The organism is Lentibacillus populi, from assembly GCA_014642895.1.
Taxonomy (GTDB): Bacteria; Bacillota; Bacilli; order Bacillales; family Amphibacillaceae; genus Lentibacillus_C; species Lentibacillus_C populi.
The window spans coordinates 18,335-38,972 of sequence record BMJD01000015.1 but is presented as its reverse complement, the minus strand read 5'-3'; the positions used below and the strand labels follow the sequence as shown (position 1 = coordinate 38,972).

General features: G+C 37.1%; 15 protein-coding genes and 2 pseudogenes. 9 read left to right on the top strand and 8 right to left on the bottom strand.

What is annotated here, in order from left to right; all coding sequences use genetic code 11:
* Positions 1-15: 15 nt before the first annotated feature.
* Genes IEX12_RS10880 through IEX12_RS10870 form a run of 3 tightly spaced genes read left to right on the top strand, consistent with a single transcriptional unit; the run spans position 16 to position 4,100 of the window.
* Positions 16-840, top strand: coding sequence for a carbohydrate ABC transporter permease (locus IEX12_RS10880; protein WP_188725140.1), 825 nt, complete (start codon positions 16-18; stop codon positions 838-840).
* A 43-nt stretch (positions 841-883) separates the two neighbouring features.
* On the top strand, positions 884-2,545 hold the full coding sequence (locus tag IEX12_RS10875; protein WP_188725139.1) for an ROK family protein: 1,662 nt from the start codon (positions 884-886) through the stop codon (positions 2,543-2,545).
* Positions 2,546-2,582: 37 nt separating this feature from the next.
* Entirely contained in the window at positions 2,583-4,100 is a 1,518-nt protein-coding gene (locus IEX12_RS10870) for a DUF4127 family protein (protein ID WP_188725138.1), read from the top strand.
* Between the two features lie 202 nt (positions 4,101-4,302).
* On the opposite strand, the gene IEX12_RS10865 is transcribed toward IEX12_RS10870, so the two are convergent.
* From IEX12_RS10865 to IEX12_RS10850, 4 genes and pseudogenes are all read right to left on the bottom strand, one after another.
* Positions 4,303-5,187, bottom strand: a complete 885-nt coding sequence (locus IEX12_RS10865; protein WP_088052708.1) for an acetamidase/formamidase family protein — start codon at positions 5,185-5,187, stop codon at positions 4,303-4,305.
* Positions 5,188-5,198: 11 nt separating this feature from the next.
* Complete coding sequence (locus tag IEX12_RS10860) at positions 5,199-6,446, bottom strand: aromatic amino acid transport family protein (RefSeq protein ID WP_088052709.1); 1,248 nt, start codon at positions 6,444-6,446, stop codon at positions 5,199-5,201.
* Positions 6,447-6,622: 176 nt separating this feature from the next.
* Positions 6,623-8,113, bottom strand: coding sequence for a sodium:solute symporter family protein (locus tag IEX12_RS10855; protein ID WP_088052710.1), 1,491 nt, complete (start codon positions 8,111-8,113; stop codon positions 6,623-6,625).
* 77 nt (positions 8,114-8,190) lie between these two features.
* Positions 8,191-8,912, bottom strand: a pseudogene (locus tag IEX12_RS10850) (carbon-nitrogen hydrolase family protein).
* 285 nt (positions 8,913-9,197) lie between these two features.
* Here IEX12_RS10850 and IEX12_RS10845 point away from each other — a divergent pair.
* From IEX12_RS10845 to IEX12_RS10835, 3 genes are all read left to right on the top strand, one after another.
* The gene (locus IEX12_RS10845; RefSeq protein WP_088052712.1) at positions 9,198-9,899 is read left to right on the top strand and encodes a FadR/GntR family transcriptional regulator; all 702 of its coding nucleotides are present in this window, start codon (positions 9,198-9,200) and stop codon (positions 9,897-9,899) included.
* 74 nt (positions 9,900-9,973) lie between these two features.
* Complete coding sequence (lhgD, locus tag IEX12_RS10840) at positions 9,974-11,182, top strand: L-2-hydroxyglutarate dehydrogenase (protein ID WP_268811349.1); 1,209 nt, start codon at positions 9,974-9,976, stop codon at positions 11,180-11,182.
* A gap of 24 nt (positions 11,183-11,206) precedes the next feature.
* The gene (locus IEX12_RS10835) at positions 11,207-12,619 is read left to right on the top strand and encodes an amidase (RefSeq protein WP_188725137.1); all 1,413 of its coding nucleotides are present in this window, start codon (positions 11,207-11,209) and stop codon (positions 12,617-12,619) included.
* Positions 12,620-13,190: 571 nt separating this feature from the next.
* Here the strand turns inward: IEX12_RS10835 and IEX12_RS10830 are convergent.
* Together IEX12_RS10830 and IEX12_RS10825 are read right to left on the bottom strand one after the other, a co-directional pair.
* On the bottom strand, positions 13,191-14,318 hold the full coding sequence (locus IEX12_RS10830; protein WP_088052714.1) for a M20 peptidase aminoacylase family protein: 1,128 nt from the start codon (positions 14,316-14,318) through the stop codon (positions 13,191-13,193).
* The gene (locus IEX12_RS10825) at positions 14,318-15,145 is read right to left on the bottom strand and encodes a MurR/RpiR family transcriptional regulator (RefSeq protein WP_088052715.1); all 828 of its coding nucleotides are present in this window, start codon (positions 15,143-15,145) and stop codon (positions 14,318-14,320) included. The genes IEX12_RS10830 and IEX12_RS10825 overlap by 1 nt, the downstream gene beginning before the upstream one ends.
* Positions 15,146-15,259: 114 nt before the next feature.
* On the opposite strand from IEX12_RS10825, the gene IEX12_RS10820 reads away from it, so the two are divergent.
* Both IEX12_RS10820 and menC read left to right on the top strand, forming a co-directional pair.
* Entirely contained in the window at positions 15,260-16,678 is a 1,419-nt protein-coding gene (locus IEX12_RS10820) for a YfcC family protein (RefSeq protein WP_088052716.1), read from the top strand.
* An 18-nt stretch (positions 16,679-16,696) separates the two neighbouring features.
* Entirely contained in the window at positions 16,697-17,803 is a 1,107-nt protein-coding gene (gene menC / locus IEX12_RS10815) for an o-succinylbenzoate synthase (protein WP_088052717.1), read from the top strand.
* A 237-nt stretch (positions 17,804-18,040) separates the two neighbouring features.
* Here the strand turns inward: menC and IEX12_RS10810 are convergent.
* Both IEX12_RS10810 and IEX12_RS10805 read right to left on the bottom strand, forming a co-directional pair.
* Positions 18,041-18,385: pseudogene (locus IEX12_RS10810) on the bottom strand (SDR family oxidoreductase); the annotation flags it as partial.
* A gap of 37 nt (positions 18,386-18,422) precedes the next feature.
* Complete coding sequence (locus IEX12_RS10805; protein WP_188725136.1) at positions 18,423-19,196, bottom strand: DeoR/GlpR family DNA-binding transcription regulator; 774 nt, start codon at positions 19,194-19,196, stop codon at positions 18,423-18,425.
* A 323-nt stretch (positions 19,197-19,519) separates the two neighbouring features.
* On the opposite strand from IEX12_RS10805, the gene IEX12_RS10800 reads away from it, so the two are divergent.
* Positions 19,520-20,602 (top strand): MDR/zinc-dependent alcohol dehydrogenase-like family protein, encoded by a 1,083-nt coding sequence (locus tag IEX12_RS10800; protein ID WP_088053548.1) that lies wholly within the window; start codon positions 19,520-19,522, stop codon positions 20,600-20,602.
* The last annotated feature ends 36 nt before the right edge of the window (positions 20,603-20,638 follow it).

The following is a 20,638-nucleotide window of genomic DNA, read 5'->3' as shown; positions in this document are numbered from 1 at the left end:
AGAGGAGAGTACCGAATGCAGGTAAATCAACTCAGTAAAAGGATATGGATTTATGCTTTGATGTTGCTAGTTGCTGTAACTACGGTTGGGCCATTTTTACTGACGCTTTTTATTTCATTAAAGTCACCAGGTGAAGGAATTTATGATGGCTTTTTGCCTGCAAATCCTTCATTGATAAATTTTGTGGAAGCTTTCGAAAGAGCTAATTTCGGTTCATATTTTATTAACACAATTATTGTATCTGCAATTGCAATCCCGTTAAATTTGTTCTTTTGCAGTTTAGCCGCATATCCATTGGCAAGGATGGAGTTCAAAGGCAGAAGTTTCGCACTCGTTTTGATAATTTCAACGATGATGGTTCCTTTTCAATTATTTATGGCTCCATTATTTCAATTAGCCGGTGAATTAGGTTTGCATAATACACATGTTGGTTTAGTTATTATGCAAGTATCAACAGCATTTGGAATCTTTTTGATGCGGCAAGCATTTCTTCGCATACCGAAGGAGCTGGAGGAATCAGCATATTTAGACGGTGCGAACAAATTTCAGGTCTGGTATAAAGTAGCATTGCCATTAGTGAAACCAACCTTAATTACCCTTGCTATATTTACATTTATGGAAACCTGGGGAGATTACTTATGGCCACTGATTAACACAACGGACAGCAGCATGTATACGTTATCTATAGGGCTCGCACAGCTTTCCCAAAACTTTGATGGTGCAAATTTGAAATTAGTAAGTGCAGGATCCATTTTAACCGTAATCCCAACGCTTCTCATATTTATTTGGCTGCAGAAATACTTTATTTCCGGTGTTACAGAGGGTTCAGTTAAAGGTTAAACACAACAGAGGATAGTCTTAACAGAAATTGAAGGTGAAAACGATGAGGCAATTTTTGGCTTTTGATATAGGTGGGACATTGTTAAAGTATGGCATATTAAAAGAAGATGGATCAATTGTTGAAAAACGTGAATGCTCATCTGAGGCACATTTGGGTGGGCCATCCATGATAGAAAAAGTAAAAAAATTAGGTAGACCATTACTTGATCATTATAACATTGAGGGAATTTGCGTTAGCACAGCGGGTCAGGTTGACTCAGTAAAGGGAAATATTATATATGCCTCCCCGTTGATTCCCGAATATACTGGTTTCCCGCTAAAAAAGGAATTGGAAAGTTTTTTTAGCTTGCCAGTTGAAATAGAAAATGATGTAAACTGTGCCGGTTTGGCGGAATCCTGGATAGGAACAGGAAAATACGTGAAAAGTCTTTTTTGTCTAACAATCGGGACAGGTATTGGTGGAAGTTTTATTCTGGATAATAAATTGCATACAGGACACAATTTTAGCGCTGGTGAAATTGGTTATATCCCAATTGAAGGTGGTCAATTTGAAGACCTGGCGTCCACGAAAACACTAATTCAAAATGTTGCATACGAGAAAGAAATTTCTAAACATGATATAACCGGGAAGGAAATCTTTGAGCTGGCCAAAAAAGGTGACAGCATATGTATTCAGGAAATATCCAGGCAGGTTAGTTATTTATCGAAGGGCATTGCCACAATTGCTTATATGATGAACCCCGAAATGATTGTAATTGGAGGTGGAATCACAGCGCAAAAGGATTATTTATACCCCTTATTAATGAATCAATTAAAAAAGGATATTATTCCTGCTGTACTCGATAACACCAAGATTGAAATTGCCCAAAACCTGAACAATGCTGGGATGATAGGAGCATTAAGGCATTTTTTATTACAAGAATCTATTCAACCATTAAAGAGTATTACAGCAATCATTGAATCAAACAATCACAAACTGACAAAACGGGAGCAGCTGGTGGCTGACTATGTGATTCATAATTTGGCATCTGTTTCCAATACAACAATCTCCCAACTCGCAGAAAACATTAACGTTTCCGATGCAACAATTACAAGGTTCTGTAAGAAATTAGAATTTGGCTCCTATAATAAATTACGGTTGATGGCAAAGGAGGCTTTTGTTAGTACACGTTTATACGAACATATTGAAACATCGAGTATTACAAAGGTAAAACACAATTATAATAAGCTATTAAATAAGTTTGATGCGTTAATCCAAGTAAATGAAATTCAAAAATTTAAGGCCAAAGTAACAGGAGCAAAAAATGTTTATTTGTATGGCTCCAATAATTTGTCAACAGTGGTAGACTCTTTAAAGTATAAATTTCTAAATAAAGGAATAAGAGCGGATGCTTTCTCCAATCCATATCACATGAAGATGTCTGCAAATTTCATAAACGAAGATTCGTGTGTTATCGGGATTAGTTTATCTGGATATTCAAAGAAAGTTGTTAATATTTTGGAAAAGGCAAAAAACAATGGAGCAAAAACAATTGGAGTTACTAGTCAGCAGGATTCTCCGCTATCAGATATATCTGAATTGCTGTTTGTTGTTCCATCAAATGAAAATGAATATCCAGGGATAAACAATGTGAATGAAGTTTCTGTGTTATATTTATTTGATATTATTTTTGAAGAGTTAAAGAAGCAGGTAATGCATGTATAATGTTATTATATTTGGGATTCGAAAAGAGGTGTAATCGATGATAATTGCCTATCTGCCGATAGATGAACGTCCTTGTAATGTAGATGTAGTGAAACGGATTGCCGATTCGTCAAACGATATTTCCCTTGTTTTGCCTGATCCCATCTTGCTTGGGAATAAGAAGGTTCCAGGAAATACAGAAAGATTGTGGGAATGGTTAAACGAGATAGTTTATGATGTGGATGCAATTATATTAAGTATTGATATGCTGCTGTTTGGCGGATTGTTGCCGTCCCGCCTGCATTACATGTCATACAAACAAGGGGAACAATGGTTAGCAGGATTAAATAAATTCGGGGCCGCTCATCCAGAGACACCAATCTATGCTTCAAACATGATTATGCGTACACCTAAGTACAATTCCAGTGATGAAGAACCAGATTACTATGAAAAATGGGGGAGCGATTTATTCTCGCGATCATATTTATTGGATAAGCAAAAACGGAATACTCTATCAGAAACAGAACATGAGCAATTGCTTGAAATTGAATCCAGGTTACCAGTTAAATGGATAGAGGATTATGAGGCGCGGCGAAAATTTAATTTATATATCAATAAAGGAATTCTGCGGTTGGTTTCAGAAGGTGTAATAACATTTTTATCGATTCCTTTGGATGACAGCGCAGAATATGGGTATTCCGCAATAGATCAAGCCCAGATAGTGAATGAGCGGAATAAGATGGGCTTATATGAAAAAGTGCAAATTTATCCAGGGGCTGACGAAGCAGGAGCAACCCTTTTAACTCGTGTATACAACAAGTTCAAAGGAGTACACCCAACCATTTATCCGTTCTGGAGCAGCACATTAGGACCACAATTAATTCCAATGTATGAAGACCGTCCTTTTGCAGAAAGTTTAAAAGCTCATGTCCTTGCGTCAGGATGTCAATTAACCAGTTCGCTTGAAAAAGCAGACCTTGTACTTGCATATAATACCCCTGGTCGGGTAATGCAGGAGTCATGGGAGCAGGTATCTAAAGATATTACTTATTCCAGTTTTCGAAATATCCAGTTTTTTGTGGAACAGATACATTCCTGCGTATTAAATGGAAAAAATGTTATCATAGCGGATTCCGCTTTTGCTAATGGTGGAGATTATGAGCTGATTAAACTTTTAGATGAAAAGCATATTCTCGACCGGGTTATTTCTTATAAAGGGTGGAATACGAATTGCAATACACTTGGAAGCACCATTTGCCAAGGTGTAATTAGTTTAAACAGTAAAGTAAATAAAATTCAGGAAAATTTACTTTATCATTTAATTGATGACTATTTTTACCAGGCGGAAGTTAGGATGGAAATGACTTCTGACTTTCTGCCAAATTATAATTTAACATATTTTGATTTAAAAGAACTGGAGGAAATTGTTAATAAAGAACGCAACAATCGGTTACTGAATCGTTATCATGAAGTTATCAATAACTCTTTTAGAGATAAGAAACTTAAGCATATTCAAACATTTTCACCGTGGAATCGTATGTTTGAGTGTGGATTGAATCTTGAGTTTGAGGAGTGAGGTGCGAGGAAGCTGAAATAAATGAAGTCCGGATGATAGTTTCGTGTCGGGCATTGGAAGATGAGGCTGGGCCGGATGGTTCGATCGCTTTGTGGCAAGGGATGGAACATACAGAATGTTAAGCGAAAAAGCCATGCTGTAGATTACCATTTAGGTCAAATAAACTCTTACGGCAGTAAAAGTTTATTTGGCCTTTTTAACATTAGGAAATTGTATTTAAAATTGTTTTTGGCAATGCAATTCTTATAGTGATTTTTGGATTAACCAGCTGACTAATTTTGAGCTCACCAACAGCACTTACTAGACGGTAGGCATCGGGAAACTCGAGATTATGTTGCCGCTGTAATAAAGCGACTGCCTCCAGCATTCCTTTTCTAACCGCATCTTTAAATTCTTTTGCACTAGAAATGATCATGAAATGGTCAGCTGTTTCAACAATTGGCGTACGGAGTTTTGTATTTTGGTTCTTTCTTACCTTTAGTGTAACTTCTCCTCCGATTTCAACACCGGTTCCATCCAGTTCACCGTCACCCATTGCTGCGTGTAAATCTCCCAAGGCGAGCAATCCTCCATCATGAAAAATAGGTAGATGTAATTTATTTCCTTCTGTTATATCTTTCGTATCCATGTTTCCGCCGTGTTCCCCAGGTGTTGAACAGGGTACAGGGTTGTTTTCGGGTGCAACCCCTATCACACCAATCATTTTATTAATTGGAATTTTTATGCTGTTATTTAATATTGCTTTGTTTCCTTCTATCGGTAAGATGCGAGTCTGTGATTCGGAAATATAGTCCCCCAACATTCCGATATTTGGGCCAGTTACCATAACACCGTAAGAGTTCAGCTTTATATCAATTATTTCAATAGAAATAGTATCCCCTTTATTAATACCATTGATGTATATTGGGCCTGTTGCAGGGTTTATCTTGAGATTTGGAATATCAGATCTTAGCGTTTTTTCATTGCTAATCTCTCCGCTGTAACAATCCAGTGTCTCAACTATAAAACTTTCATTTAGGTTAACAGATCCAACAATATCATTTGATTTTGAAAAAGCATAAATGTAATTACCTTCAATCTTTTGCATAACCTTTCCCCCTACCATCCGCTTGGAAGTATTGAAAAAATTTCAAGGAACGTATATACTGCAGCACCAACAAAAAGAATCATAATTAAAGCCTGTATGACAGGGTGAGATATCCATCCACAGGTCCACTCCGGGTCTCGATCTCCGTATTTTCTGGCCCGATTTAACATCATAATTGGTAATACCCCCATTATAACTCCAGCAAAAGCACCAGCAAAGGATAGAACATCGACAAACCCAATTACATCTGTGTAAGCAATAATAAACGGTGGCAGTGCAACGATAGCAATGCTTATTAGTCGATATTTGATATCCCATTCAGATGGAAACCGTAATTTGTCCACAATATTTGTTAATAGGCTCTCCCCGATAGCCCAAAAAGAAGTTATAAAAGCGCATAGTGTAAAAATGTTAGCTATAAAAAAGGCCCATTGACCTAATGCTTGCGCCCACGAAATGGTTACGATTTCCGTAACATTATCTGGTCCAGATAACCCTAATGCTGACATAGGAACTAATATCAATAGGATACCAATGATAATCATACCGGTGATAATGGCCCGAGGTAAACGTTTTACATCTCCTTGTACGTAACCCCTTGCAAGTTCGGGAACCGTATACTGTGAAATAAAACAGAAAATAGTCAGACTAAAAATAGGGATTGCAAAGCCAATATTCATATAGGATAAATGGTCTGCTTTAACCCCAGGCCCAATTAATGTAGCTAGAATAAGAATAAGTACCATAATTGTCATAGCAGCAACAATTACTTTTTCCGTTACCCCCGTTACCTTTAACCCTAACCATACAACAAGTAAAGATGGTATAAAGAAAAGGAGACTTCCGACAATATTTGGAACATCGAGCATAGTTGCCAGTATATCCCCACTACCCGTTGTGTAAGCAATCAATGCACCTAATGAGTTTATAAAAACAGATGCAAACATTAACCATGACCCTATGTTACCGATGTATTTTTCAGCTAAGCCACTAAGCTGTAATGGTTTTTTGGTTCTTAGCGTCGTCTCTGCTAGATATAGCATGGATATGGTAGTAAAGATACCTGCAACAATTATCCAAAATACCAGAACAGGAAACCCGGCTTGCCTGGCCCCAAAGGCTAAACTTAAAATCCCGGCACCAATACTGGATCCTACAATAATGCTTACACCGTCCCAAAAGCTTATGTTTTCCACTTTTAATGAGGATTCTCCTATGCTATTTTCCTTTTCCGTTAATTGGCGATCTGCTTTAGCCATTCTAACACTCCTTGCGTTTTGAATTAACAGTATGTTTAGTATCCAGATCAACTATTCTTTTTTGGAGTACGCAATTCCTAATATCACTCCACATACAACTATGAAGCCAATAACTCCATAAAACCATATGGATAACATTGAATTAACCCACATAAAATTTTCTCCTCCAATCCAAATTAAAATATTTTACTAACATCCTGATCTTTTTCCATCACGGGCTTTTTTAATATAGTAGCTAATATCCACATGATTGCAATACCGACTAAGGTTGCCCAGGCTCCTGCCGCCATTAGACTCCGTTCAAATCCGCCAAAATATATGATTAGGTAGGAAAGTAACCCTAAAACCATTGAAATTTCCGCTGCCCGTGGTGATGCTTTTTTTCGCGTAAATACGGCGTACAGGAGCGGCCCCATTGTACCTGATGAAACACCAGCAATACCTATCCACATAAGATCGGCCATAAATTTTGGTGGATTCAGGACGATTAAATAAGCAATTAGTCCAACTACGATTACGCTCCAACGGCTGATTTTTAGTGCTACGCGGTTAGATTTTTCCTCATCTGCTTTAACGATTCCTCTTTTAACCAAAACCTTTCTGTAAATGTCATTGGAGAAAACAGTAGAGATAACGACAAATATTCCATCTGTTGTAGAGAGTGCTGCTGCTAATATAACAACTCCTACTACTGCTGCCAGAATTGCTGGCATCCCCCAGGTTACATATTCAAGCAGTGCAAGGTCAGCTAATTCAATTGATGGTAACGCTGCACGAGCATAAAAGCCACCAAATAGTACTACCAGGCATAATAATGCTGTTAACATATAGGTAGTAATCATTTTCCTTAAGTCGTTAGGATTCTTGAGAGATAAAACTTTATTAAATAATTGTGGCTGGGAAGAAAAAGCAAATTGAATAATAAATATTGCAATAATGACTGATACTGCATAGTAGTTTCCTGATTCAGTGTTAATTACCTTTACTAGGTTCAGATCCTGAGAGGCTAATTTCGCTGTAATATTAGTAAACGCCTTTGTGATACTTCCATCTCCAAATATCATAATTCCTGACACAAAAACAACGATGCCTGTAATGGCCATAATGATTGCCTGGACAGCGTCTGTATAAACATCAGCATATGAACCACCAACAAATACATAAGTCATTACAATTAAAGCTATAAATATTAACCCCGTATGATAACTGAGGTCAAGCATGGTTGAAAATATCTGAGCACCGGCCGTAAATTGAGCTGCAATGTAGAAAATATTGAAGAGCATAATAATGCCGGTTCCGATTCGGAGGAAATCACTATTATAATAATCCCCTAACCAATCAGGAAGCGATAATGATTTCTGTGACTTGTTTAATTCTCTAACGACCTTCCCTACAACTATAATCCCAAGTGCACCGCCGCCGAACTGACCTAAAAACATCCAAAGGTTACTATATCCCCAGGCATACGAATATCCGGGGTATCCCATAAAAGTTGCAGCACTAAAAAAAGTAGCTGCAAAGGATAGGCCAAGAACGTATGGACCTAAATTTGCACCGCTAATCGCAAAATCCTCAATTGTTTTAGTTTTCTTTGCAGAGATATAGCTTAGATAACCCATAGCTAATAGAAAGATGATTAACAGTACCCATAAATAGGTGGAAACCATAATTAATACACTCCAATCTTAACTAAAATAATGATATTTGTAATATTAATGCTTATATAATTCTGGTCTTCTATTCTCTACACTTGGTACTTTTTTTTGATACGTTTCCTTCTGTTAAGGTCAATTTCTGTGATTAGTAAACATTCTTCTTCAGCTGCGCTTGTCAAAATGGCACCCATTGGGTCTATTATCATACTGTGGCCGGTAAACCCATTATTTGTTTGATTTGAAGCACACACAAAAATAACGTTTTCAATGGCTCTTGCTCTTAAAAGTACTTCCCATTGGTCTTCCTTTAAAATACCTTGGTACCAGGCGGCAGGAACAAACAAAATATCAATATTTTGAGCGCCAATTGTCTACTTATTTCTGGAAATCTAAGTTCGTAACATATAATTAATCCAATCTTCCCAAATGGTGTTTTGACTACTTCAAAAGGCTTATTTCCTGGGACAAACGTATCCGATTCCTTAACATTCCACGCATCACATAAGTGTGTTTTTCGATAGGAACCTATTATTTCGCCTGTGTTTGAAATTATAACAACAGTATTGTAAGCGCGTTCAAATTCGTTTGTAAAAGACTCATATATACCGCAAATGATATAAATATGGTTCTTCTTTGCAGCTACTGCTAATGCGCTTACAAATGGGCCGTTGATTGTCTCGGCAATTTCAGCGGGCCGAATTTCTGAATCATTTGGTATGTAACTCATATACATTTCCGGAAACAAAATAATCTCGGCTCCAGCATCTTTTGCCATCTCCACATAATCACAGGCCTTTTTGAGATTCGCCATTTTATCAGAAGAAGCAGTTAATTGAGCACTCGCAAGTTTCAATTTGTATCACCTACCTTTAAGCTAATTTTTTCTTTCGTTAATTAAAAGAAATAAGATCGCGTGTCGAGATTCAAAGTGGACCAACCAATTTAAATAAAAATAACAAATTTTATTATTAAAGTCAATGATTATTTTGAATTTTATAATTAGGATATATAGAATAATAAATTTGATTATTGAATAATTTATTGCATTATTATATACTTGACTGGACCATCCAATTTTAAAAATGAAGGGATAGGGATGAGCGTGACTGTACCATCCAATAGGAAAAGACGTGTCTACCAAATGGTTGTAGAACATATCAAAAGTGAGATCGAAAACAAGGAAATACTCCCTGGAGATAAGTTACCTTCGGAGCGGGTTTTGGCTGCAAGATTATCTGTTTCTAGAACATCCGTTAAAGAGGCATTTAGTGTATTAGAATCAAATGGATTGATTGAGATCAAGCATGGTAGTGGCGTTACATTACGTGAAGATAATGTAGAAGACATTATTATGAAAATGAATCTAGCAGTTCATGGTGAAACGGTAAATATCGTCGAACTTATGGAACTGAGACAGGCAATTGAAGGAGAGACATCCCATCTCGCTGCTATACGGTGTAATGATGAAGATATTAAGAAGTTACATCAGTCGTATGTAAATTTAGAAAAGGCAGTTAAAGCTGGTGAACTCGCTGCTAAAGAGGATTTAGCTTTTCATATGAGTATAGCAAAGATCGCCAGAAATTTGTTGATATCTGAGGTCATGTATATGGTGTCTGACCGACTTTTGGAAGGGTTGAAAGAAAGTAGAGCTAAAACGTTTCAGATCCCAGGAAAGCCTGAGACAATATTAGAAGAGCATAAAAAAATAATGATCGCCATTAGAGATAGGAACCCAAAACAAGCGAGGGCTGCAATGTATAGCCACCTACAGAAAGTTAAGCAGAGATACTTGTAGTATTTTGGGATATAAATCCATATAGTAGCAAACATTCAACTATATAAAATTTGGAGGAAGGAGAGGTGGTACAAGTGAAATTCGATTTTGCGATTGTAGGTGCTGGTATAGTTGGTCTTTCTGTCGGAATGGCTCTATCTCAACAGTATAAAAATGCCTCCATTTTAATTCTTGACAAGGAAGCAGAAATCTCCCTTCATCAAACGGGAAGAAATAGTGGTGTCATTCATTCTGGAATTTATTATAAACCAGGAAGCTTGAAAGCAAAACTTGCCAAAACGGGAAATAAACAAATGGTAGAATTCTGTAAAACTTATGGCGTCAAACATGAAGTTTGCGGAAAGGTTATTGTCGCAACAGAAGAAAAGGAATTATCTCTTTTAGAGAATCTATATAAAAGAGGTGTTGAAAATGGACTAAGGGTTGAGAGAATTACCGCTGATGAAGTGAAGGAAATTGAGCCACATGTAAATGGAATAGCTGGGATACGAGTTCCGTCTACAGGAATTGTGGATTATCGGGAAGTAGCAGCTTCCTTTGCAAGAATAATAGAAAAAGGAAACGGAATAATTGCATTAAATACGGAAGTCCAATCGATTGATGAAGAGGATGAAGCTGTTACACTTCACACAAATAAAGGTGACTTCCAAACTCGCTTTTTAATTAATTGTGCCGGATTACTAAGTGATCGTGTTGCTGAAATGTCCCATGTAAAAACAGATTTACGAATCGTTCCATTTCGGGGAGAATATTATGAATTAAAGAAAGATCGCAGACATCTTGTGAAAAATATGATTTATCCAGTCCCTAACCCAGACTTTCCATTTTTGGGTGTGCACTTCACCAGAATGAATGATGGCAGGGTATTAATCGGTCCCAATGCAGTGTTAAGTTTTAAACGAGAAGGGTATCAAAAAACGAGTTTTCTCTGGAAAGATTTTATGGAAACCATCGCATACCCCGGATTTCAAAAACTGGCCATGGAAAATGCTTCAGAAGGATTAAGGGAAATGTATCGTTCGTTCAGTAAAAAACAATTTATCAAGGATGTGCAAAAGTTCATTCCTGAAATTAAGAGAGAGGATCTTGTACCCGCTAAGGCTGGTGTACGTGCCCAAGCGTTAGATAGCGATGGGGCGTTACTGGATGATTTTGTCATTATTCAAAACAAACAAATGATTCATGTTTGTAATGCTCCATCCCCGGCTGCCACTGCATCCATTGAAATCGGGAGGGAGATAGTGAAATATTTGACTAAATCAATTAGTATCTTTGGTCAGTAGGTTCTTTTTAGAAGGGGGATCAGAATGGATAAACATAGGGGTTTGTATGCGAATAGTATAGCCGGTCTTTCCGTTAAAATGAAAGACGGCGGGGTATCACCAACTGAGTTAGTCAAAGACTTGATAGCAAGGATAGAGAGAATTGATAAAGATTTAAATTCTTTTATAACATTTAATCGTAATGCTTTGGTGATAGCAGAGGAGCGGGAACAAGAATTACAGTTTGGCAAATATAGAGGTCCACTTCATGGAATACCAATTGGATTAAAGGATGTTATATTTACAAAGGGCATTCGAACTACGATGGGATCGGAAATTTTCAAGGATTATATTCCTGCCAAAGATGCCTTCGTGGTTGAACAATTAAAAAAGGCTGGTGCGATAATAGTCGGAAAGCTAAACACGCATCAATTTGCCTATGGACCTACCGGAGATCGTTCCTATTATGGGGTTGTGGCTAATCCACATGACAAATCGAAAATGTCCGGTGGTTCAAGTAGTGGATCAGCCGCAGCTGTAGCGGCCTGTTTATGCTACGGCGCACTAGGAACAGATACCGGCGGGTCAATTCGTATCCCGTCATCATTTTGCGGAATAGTAGGAATGAAGCCAACTTATGGGAGTATTAGTAAGCGAGGGGTGTACCCGCTGTCTTGGGTTCTTGATCATGTTGGTCCCATGACACGAACTATTACAGACAATGCTATTATGCTGAATGCTATCATAGCCTATGATAAAGAGGACCCCGATGCAATATATCGGAAGCCTGAAGATTATACACGTCTAATTGGAAAAGATGTGAAGGATATTAAAATTGGTATACCTGAAGAATTTTATTATGAAGATTTAGATGCAGAAGTTGACACATGTATTCAAGATGCTATTAAATGTTTGGAACGTTTAGGTGTTAAAATGACTACCGTTAATATTCCCAGTATGCACGAATTTTCTGAGGCGCATAAGGTGATTCTTCGGAGTGATGCATATGCAATTCATGCGCAAAATTTGCTTGATTATCCAACTAAATGGGATGACGAAGTGAAGGAGCGTTTAATAACCGCCTTAGATACAAAGGGTTACGACTATGCAAAAGCAATGAGAACACAGAAATTGGCGAAACAGGAATATAGAGAGGTATTAGACACTGTCGATGCATTGATTACGCCAACTATGTCTATACTACCGCCAAATATTAATGAGCGACACACGGGAAAAGATAAAAGCGATGAACATCATATTCGATGGACCATTACCAAATTAACCGCCCCAACTAATCTAAGTGGCTTTCCAAGTCTGACATTGCCTTGTGGCTTTTCGGCTGATCGAATGCCGATCGGGGTACAATTAATAGGGAAGGAATTTGATGAAGCTAAGCTTTATCAGATAGGGTATGCGCTTGAACAGGCGTTATTGGTGGAGGTGCCTGTGTTTGATTGAGCTTAAAAAAGTCACTTTCATTCGTAACTCCTTTCAGAACATATAATAATAGAGTATAGGGAAATCATTTGCTGTTTGTGTTACATTTTTACTATTATAGATTATTTAATCAGCATCTTGTGTTGCATAAAAAATTAATAGTCGGTCATGTATAATATTCGGGTTGAAATAACTTATTCATTCAGGTGTAAAAATTACTTCAAGGTACCACTTATAAACCTGCAGTATTTAAAAAACGATTGATATGATGGCTGCCGGCGATTTCAATGCCAAAGAAATTATTACAAGCCGTATTAAATTGAATAATGTTGTGGAGGCGGATTTTGAATCATTAACTAATGATTGAAGTGAAAATTTTGGTTGAGTTGAGTGGGGAAAAAAATGGGCTTGGCGGATAATCAGTACCAAATATGATGCTGATATAAATAAACGTGCAGAGTTGAGTTCGTCCGCTCTGCACGTTTAGAGTATCATAGGAAACTAAAATTGAATTAACTTGGTTAACTTCTGTTATAAAAGATATTTTATAATATTTTTATAGGAAAATGTGAAAATAAACGTTTCTTAACCACTACTGTGAAGCCCCATAGGTATTCATAATAGCTCTAAACAAAATATTCACGCCATCCATTAAGGCATCTTCATTGAATGTCATATTCGGGTGGTGTAAACCAGGTCTTAAATCACACCCTAAGCCAAGCATTGTGGCTTTAAGGTCAGGTTTTTTAATTGTATAGAAATGAAAGTCGTCCCCTCCTGGTGTTACCAAGGGTTGATCAACTTTGTCAATTCCAAGTGTATCCTCAATTGCTTTTTCCATAACGTCTATGGCTTCCCTATTGGTTTTGGCAGCAGCAATTCCATGGGCAGCAGCATGTAAGTCAACATTATATAAATCTCTGATGGATGCAAAAATATCATAAATTGCCTCTTCTAATTCGTCCATTAATTTATTATTCTGGGCTCTGAGATCTAATGAGAAGGTAGCATTTCCCGGAATAATGTTTGCGCTTTTTCCTCCTGCCTGAATATTTGTCATTTTTACAGAGTAAGGTATACGTGGGTCTAGGTGGATCTTACTAAGCATATTTACAATTTCTGCTGCTATTTCAATCGCATTATGATTCAAGTGTGGCCTGGCCCCATGTGCATCTTCGCCTTTAATTTCTACATTCAATGTCTTGGTAGCACCGTGTATAATTACAGGTGTTGCTCGTCCCATTTTGGTTTCTTGTTTAGGCCTCAAATGAACGCCAAATAGATAATCGACATCATCAATAACATTTTTTTCAACCATCTTTAATGCACCTGTGCCCTTTTCTTCCGCGGGTTGAAATATTAATTTAATCGCGACATTATTCTTTAATTCGGGACTCTGCTCTAAAGTCCAAAGAATACCTAATACCATAGACATATGTGCGTCATGTCCGCAAGAATGATTAGCTTGGAATTTACCATCAACCTCTTGCCATAATGCATCAATATCAGCACGAACCCCAATTACTGGAATATTGCTATGAAAATTGCCATATTCTCCAATAACTCCGGTACAATCATCAAATGTGACGACCCTGCATCCATTTGCTTCTAAAATTCTTTCTATATATTTTGTTGTTTCGTTTTCTTCCCAACTGATTTCGGCATGTTCATGCAAGTAATGAAAAGTATCTTTTACCTTTTGTTCAATTGTATTTTTCATTAATCTTCACCATCTTTTATAAAATATTTGTAAGTTTCCTGGATTTTTTCTCTATCCTCAACTCGTTGAATAATTTCATATAAAATAGCATTAATTATGGACAATGTTACTGGCCCTTTACTGAATAAATCTTTCCTTTTCATATTTATAGGAATAACAATGTCCGCGAATTCGGTTACGGGCGCCACACGGGAATCTGTTATGGTAATTACCTTAATTCCTTTATTTTTTGCTTCTTCTGCGAGGCGCAACGTATCGAGTGCATATCTATAAAAAGAGAAAACGATAATGCATGATTTCTCCGGTAGTAAATCCAGTAAGCCCGCATCAGTTTCTGGGCGATATAAGGAAGCATTTCCTAAGATATAACTTAAGTTAAAGTAAAGCCAATGTGCAAATGTAAACGAATGATAATATCCTGCAATAACTAATTTTTGGCTGTCAATGATTGTTTCTACAAAGGCATCGATGTTTTCTAACTCAATTTCATTAATATTGCTGTTTAAGTTGTTTATATCTGCTACCATGCTGCGAGTGTAGTTATTGGCCGGATAGTTATTTGTATTTAACTCTTCCAACGAACTTTGATTAAGATCTAGAAGGTGTTTTCTTATCTCTTTTTGAAGAGGCTTATAACCACTATAACCAATTGTTGTGCAGAATCGTATTACCATTGTTTCACTAACTCCGATGATTTTTCCGACCTTTTTGGCGGGGTGAATTGCAAATATCATTGGTTCAGATATCAAATGATCTGCAACTTTTTTTAATCCTTTAGTTAATTTTGGGAAGCATTGTTTTGTTCTATTCAAATAATCTTGAGCCATTGTCTCACCTTTTTTGAAGTATTTACAATATTTAACCTTGAAATAAATTATATACTTTATTATAATTAAACGCAACTTGTTAATGTTTAGAATTCTTTTACAGGAGGGGAAACCATGAGTGAGGATCAAGGAACGCCAAAAAAGAGAAAGAGGAAACTAGGTTTGCCGGATGCATATGTTATATTATTTGCTATTTTAATTCTTGCTGCAGCTGCTACTTACTTTATTCCGGCAGGTAGTTTTGAAAGAGAAACAACCGATGGCATCACAACCGTGATACCTGACAGCTATCACAATATTGACCAGCAACCTTCAAGTTTTATTGAAATCTTTCGGGCGATTCAACAAGGTATGATCGATTCAGCAGGCTTAATTTTCCTTGTTTTAATAATTGGAGGAGCATTTGCTGTAATTGAACATACTGGTGCCATAGATGCTTTGATTATGAAGACGATTAATAAAACGAAGAACAAAGAATATTTATTGATAATTATTGTATGTACACTATTCTCTATATTCGGCGCATTAGGGATTATCGTTAATGCGGTTATAGCATTTATTCCAATTGGCATCATTTTGGCTCGCTCCATGAAGCTTGATGCTGTAGTAGGTGTGTCCATTATTTATTTAGGAGCATATGCAGGTTTTAATACAGCTTTTCTTGATCCTTTGACAACTGGAATGGCGCAACAAATAGCTCAAGTTCCATTGTTTTCGGGAATTGGGTTTCGGATCCTAATTTATATCACAGTACTTGTCGCGACAATTTTATATATTTGGTGGTATGCAAATAAAGTAAAGAAAAATCCGGAAAAAAGTGTGTTAGGTAACAATAGATTCCCAAAGTATGATGAAAAAAGCGTTGAAAATGCAACTAATGAATTAACTGGTATCCATAAACTTGTAATTACCTGGTTAGCAGTTGGGATTGGTATTTATATATTTGGTGTTTTCCTATTTGAATGGTCTTTGAACGAAATGGCTGCCATGTTTATTGTTATTGCAATTGGAACAGCCGTTATCGCTAAAATAACACCAAATAAATTAGTTGAGGTATTTTTCAACGGTTGTAAAGGGCTTGTATATGGTGCATTAATTATAGGTATGGCAAGATCCATAGTTGTTGTCTTAGAGAATGGACAAATTCTAGATACTGTTGTTCAAGGCATGGCAGCGGTAATGGAACCATTTTCAAGTGTGTTGGGTGCGATCGTAATGTTAATAGCAAATGGGATCTTTAATTTGATCGTTTCTTCAGGTAGTGGACAGGCAGTTATTGTTATGCCAATTATGACGCCACTTGCTGATATTATGGAAATCACTCGTCAAGTAGCAGTTCAAGCATATAAAATGGGGGATGGGTTTACCAACGTAATCACCCCAATCTCTGGTATTTTGATGGCAAACTTAGCGATAGCAGGTATACCTTGGACGAAATGGATTAAGTATATTTTTCCATTGGTGCTGATTTGGTTTGCAATCGGTGCGGTGTATCTAACAATTGCTGTTTTGATTGGATGGGGACCGATTTAAAGAAAGGAGTTAAGTCAAATGAAAGTTAACGAGATTATATTGTATAAAGTTCAAATGAAAATGAGAAACCCTTTTACAACGAGTTTTGGAACGGAACAAGATCGATTGTTCTTATTAGTAGAGGCCAAAAATGAAGAAGGTATCTCTGGCTGGGGAGAATGTGTAACTTCAGAGCGCCCTTTATATAGTGAAGAATTTACACAATCCAGTTGGCATATGTTAGAAGAATTCCTTATTCCTATGGTTCTTAAAAAGGAAATTCAACATCCAGATGAATTACAAGAAAAATTTAATATGTATAAACGCAATAATATGGCTAAGTCAACACTAGAGGCCGCAATCTGGGACTTATACGCTAAGTCGAAAGGAGAACCCCTTTCTAAAGCACTGGGTGGAGTAAAGTCAACGGTTGAAGTCGGGATCAGCCTTGGAATTGAAGACAATGTGGATGACCTTCTGAAATCGATTCAACAAAAAACGGATGAAGGTTACAGGCGAATCAAGGTGAAAATAAAGCCAGGTAAGGACATAAATGTACTGCAGCAGATACGTAATAATTTTCCTGACATCCCATTAATGGCAGACGCAAACTCTGCCTATACATTAAAAGATATCGATACATTAAAAGCAATGGATCAATTTAATTTAATGATGATTGAACAGCCTCTGACAGCGGGGGACTTAATTGATCATGCTAAATTGCAAAAACAAATCAAAACGCCAATTTGCCTTGACGAAAGTATTCATTCTTATGAAGATGCCAGACAAGCAATTGAATTAGGAAGCTGTAAAATCATTAATATGAAGGTAGGCAGGGTAGGGGGCCTTACGCAGGCAAAAAAAATTCATGACCTTTGCGAGAAGGAGAATATACCGCTTTGGTGTGGAGGAATGCTTGAATCCGGAATAGGCCGCGCACATAATATGGCCATTACAACTTTATCAAACTTTAAGCTTCCAGGGGATACAGCCTCTTCTTCACGATATTGGGATAAGGATATCATTGAACCGGAAGTGGTAGTTGAAAATGGTCAATTACACGTTCCTGATAGACCTGGTATTGGCTTTGATGTTAATCGGGAAGAAATTAAAAAGAATACGATAGAGATGAAAGTATTTCGTTAATTTGAAAGTATATTAAATTAAAAACGCATGAACCAGAAATTGTTCCTTAATACAAGAAGTAATGAGTTTTACATCTCCATCTAGCTGGAATATAGATGGAGATTTTTACTGTGGATTATAAATATGGAGGATGGTTAAAAATATTTAAGTTTATTTCATATAAATAAACGTTAGCTCCAAAAATATTGAAGCTAACGTTCTGTTTCCATCTACTTTAAACGAGGCAGGAAAAAATCGTTATTTAATTGTATTCCCACCATCCATCACCATGTTTTCACCTGTAATTAAATTTGTTGCATCACTTGCAAGGAATAAAGCAATGGCTGCCACCTCTTCTGGAAACCCAAATCGTTTCAGCGGGATTTCCTGCTTTGCTTTTTCCACTTTTTCGCCTGTCCAAGCCTTTTTTCCTAACTCAGTCAGAACAACGGTGGGGGAGATTGCATTTACTTTTATCTTATATTCGGCCCATTCGTAAGCAAGTACTCTAGTCATGCCGATTATTCCTGCCTTACTAGCACCATAGGCAACATGGTGATGACAAATGAAAATAAATAACAAAGAGGAGTTGTTTCTAATCTGGTTCTTCTGCTAAGACCTAAATTGATGTAGGGAACATCTAACTGCTAACAACAATCTTAATATCATTGATTAAAATTTTTTCGGACAAGTTATGATCGATTGGCTTATCGGTAATCAACTTATCAATTTGATCTAAAGTAGCAAAAACAGCGCTGGAGTTTTTTTCAATTTTTGATGAATCAATTAGAGCAACTACTTTTTTTGCTTTTTTAACAATTTCCTTTTTTAGTTGAACCTCATATAAATTAAAATCGGTTAGCCCGCTTTCGATTGAAAATCCATTTGACGATGTAAACATCATATCAATTGTTAAGTAATCCAGAATACTTAATCCAAGTGTACCCTCGATTGAAGAGGATCCTTTTGTAAGCATTCCCCCAATCAGAATTACTGTGATATCCGGATTGTTATTGAGTTCTAAAGCTGATTGCAATCCACTTGTTACAACGGTTAAACGCATTGGCTTACTTTTTATATAACGTGCCAATTCCAATGCTGTTGAACTGGCATCCAGTAAGATACATTGTTTTTCTTCAATCATTTCGTAGGCTTTTTTTGCAATTTGTATCTTTTCTTGTTTATTTTTCTTTTCACGGACGGAGAAGCTCGTGTCGTTTTCTTCCTCCGTATTTAAAACTGCTCCGCCGTGTGTTCTTGTTAAAAGACCATCCGTTTCCATTCTGTTCAGATCTGTACGCAAGGTAGCCTCGGAAACTCCTATTTGTGATGCCAATTCCTTTACAGTGGCCCGTTTCTGCTTCTGTAAAAACTGGATAATGTTATCTCGCCTTTCACTGGCAAACATTTTCATGATTCTTCACCCTTATTATTTTCTGTACTATAGATAATAGTATTTCATCTGATGGTATTTATCAATATTTTTACTAATTTATTTATATAATCAATTGAAAACTGCATCAAATTAATAAGTTATAAAAGAAATAAAAAATAATATTGACAAAATGAAAACAAATGATAAAATGTTAACAAGAATTGATAGCGATTTCAAAAACACCCTAGTTAAGTCGAAATGTTATCGCTTACGATTATGTTTTGCAGGTGAAGGTCCGTAGGTAAGATTAAAATTACAGAAGGGGAGATTAAAAATTGAAACAGACACTGGGAGAAAAGGAAATGCAAACACGGGAAATTCCCGAAACAATGCAAGCTGTTGTTGCATACGCACCAGGTGATTACAGATATGAGGAAGTAAATACACCAGAACTGAAGAATGATCAGGAAATTATCATAAAAGTGGAAGGCTGCGGTATATGTGCCGGAGATCTCAAAGCATACGGTGGTGCCCCGAGTTTCTGGGGAGATGAGAAACAGCCTCCTTATATTAAAGCACCGATGATACCGGGCCACGAATTTATTGGCAGGATTGTTCAAAAAGGGGACGCGGTAAAGGATTTTGAAATTGGCGATCGGGTTATTTCAGAACAAATTGTACCATGTGAGAATTGTCGTTTTTGCAACAGAGGCGAATACTGGATGTGTGAAAAACATGATCTGTACGGGTTCCAAAATAATGTAAATGGTGGAATGGCCGAATACATGAAATTTACAAAAGAAGGGATTAACTATAAAGTTCCGGAAGAGCTTCCATTAGAGAAAGCTATTTTAATAGAACCTTATGCCTGCAGTATGCACGCTGTTGAGCGAGCAGATGCCAAGCTTGATGATGTCGTTGTATTATCCGGCGCAGGCACACTTGGCTTGGGGATGGTAGCCGCATTGAGAAGAAAGAATCCGAAGAAGATAGTTGTCCTGGATATGAAAGACGATCGATTGGAATTGGCTAAGAAATTCGGGGCGGATCTCGTTTTAAACCCTGGTAAGGTGGATGTGGAAAAAGAAATTAAAGAAATGACAGATGGATATGGCTGTGATGTTTATATTGAAGCGACCGGCAATCCAAAATCAGTTGAACAAGGTTTGTCGATGATTCGTAAGTTAGGGCGTTTTGTCGAATTCAGTGTGTTTGGAGATCCGGTAACGGTTGACTGGAGTATTATCAGTGATCGGAAAGAATTGGACCTTTTAGGATCACACTTGGGGCCGTATTGCTATCCAACTGTAATAGATGGTATTACAGATGGAACCTTGCCAACGGAAGGTGTTGTCACTCACAAACTTCCCCTTGAGGAATTTGAAAATGGTTTTGAGTTAATGAAAAAGGGTGATAAGTCTCTGAAAATTGTTTTAGAGCCTTAATCTAGTAGAATCGCGGAGGGGAAATGCTTTATCCCC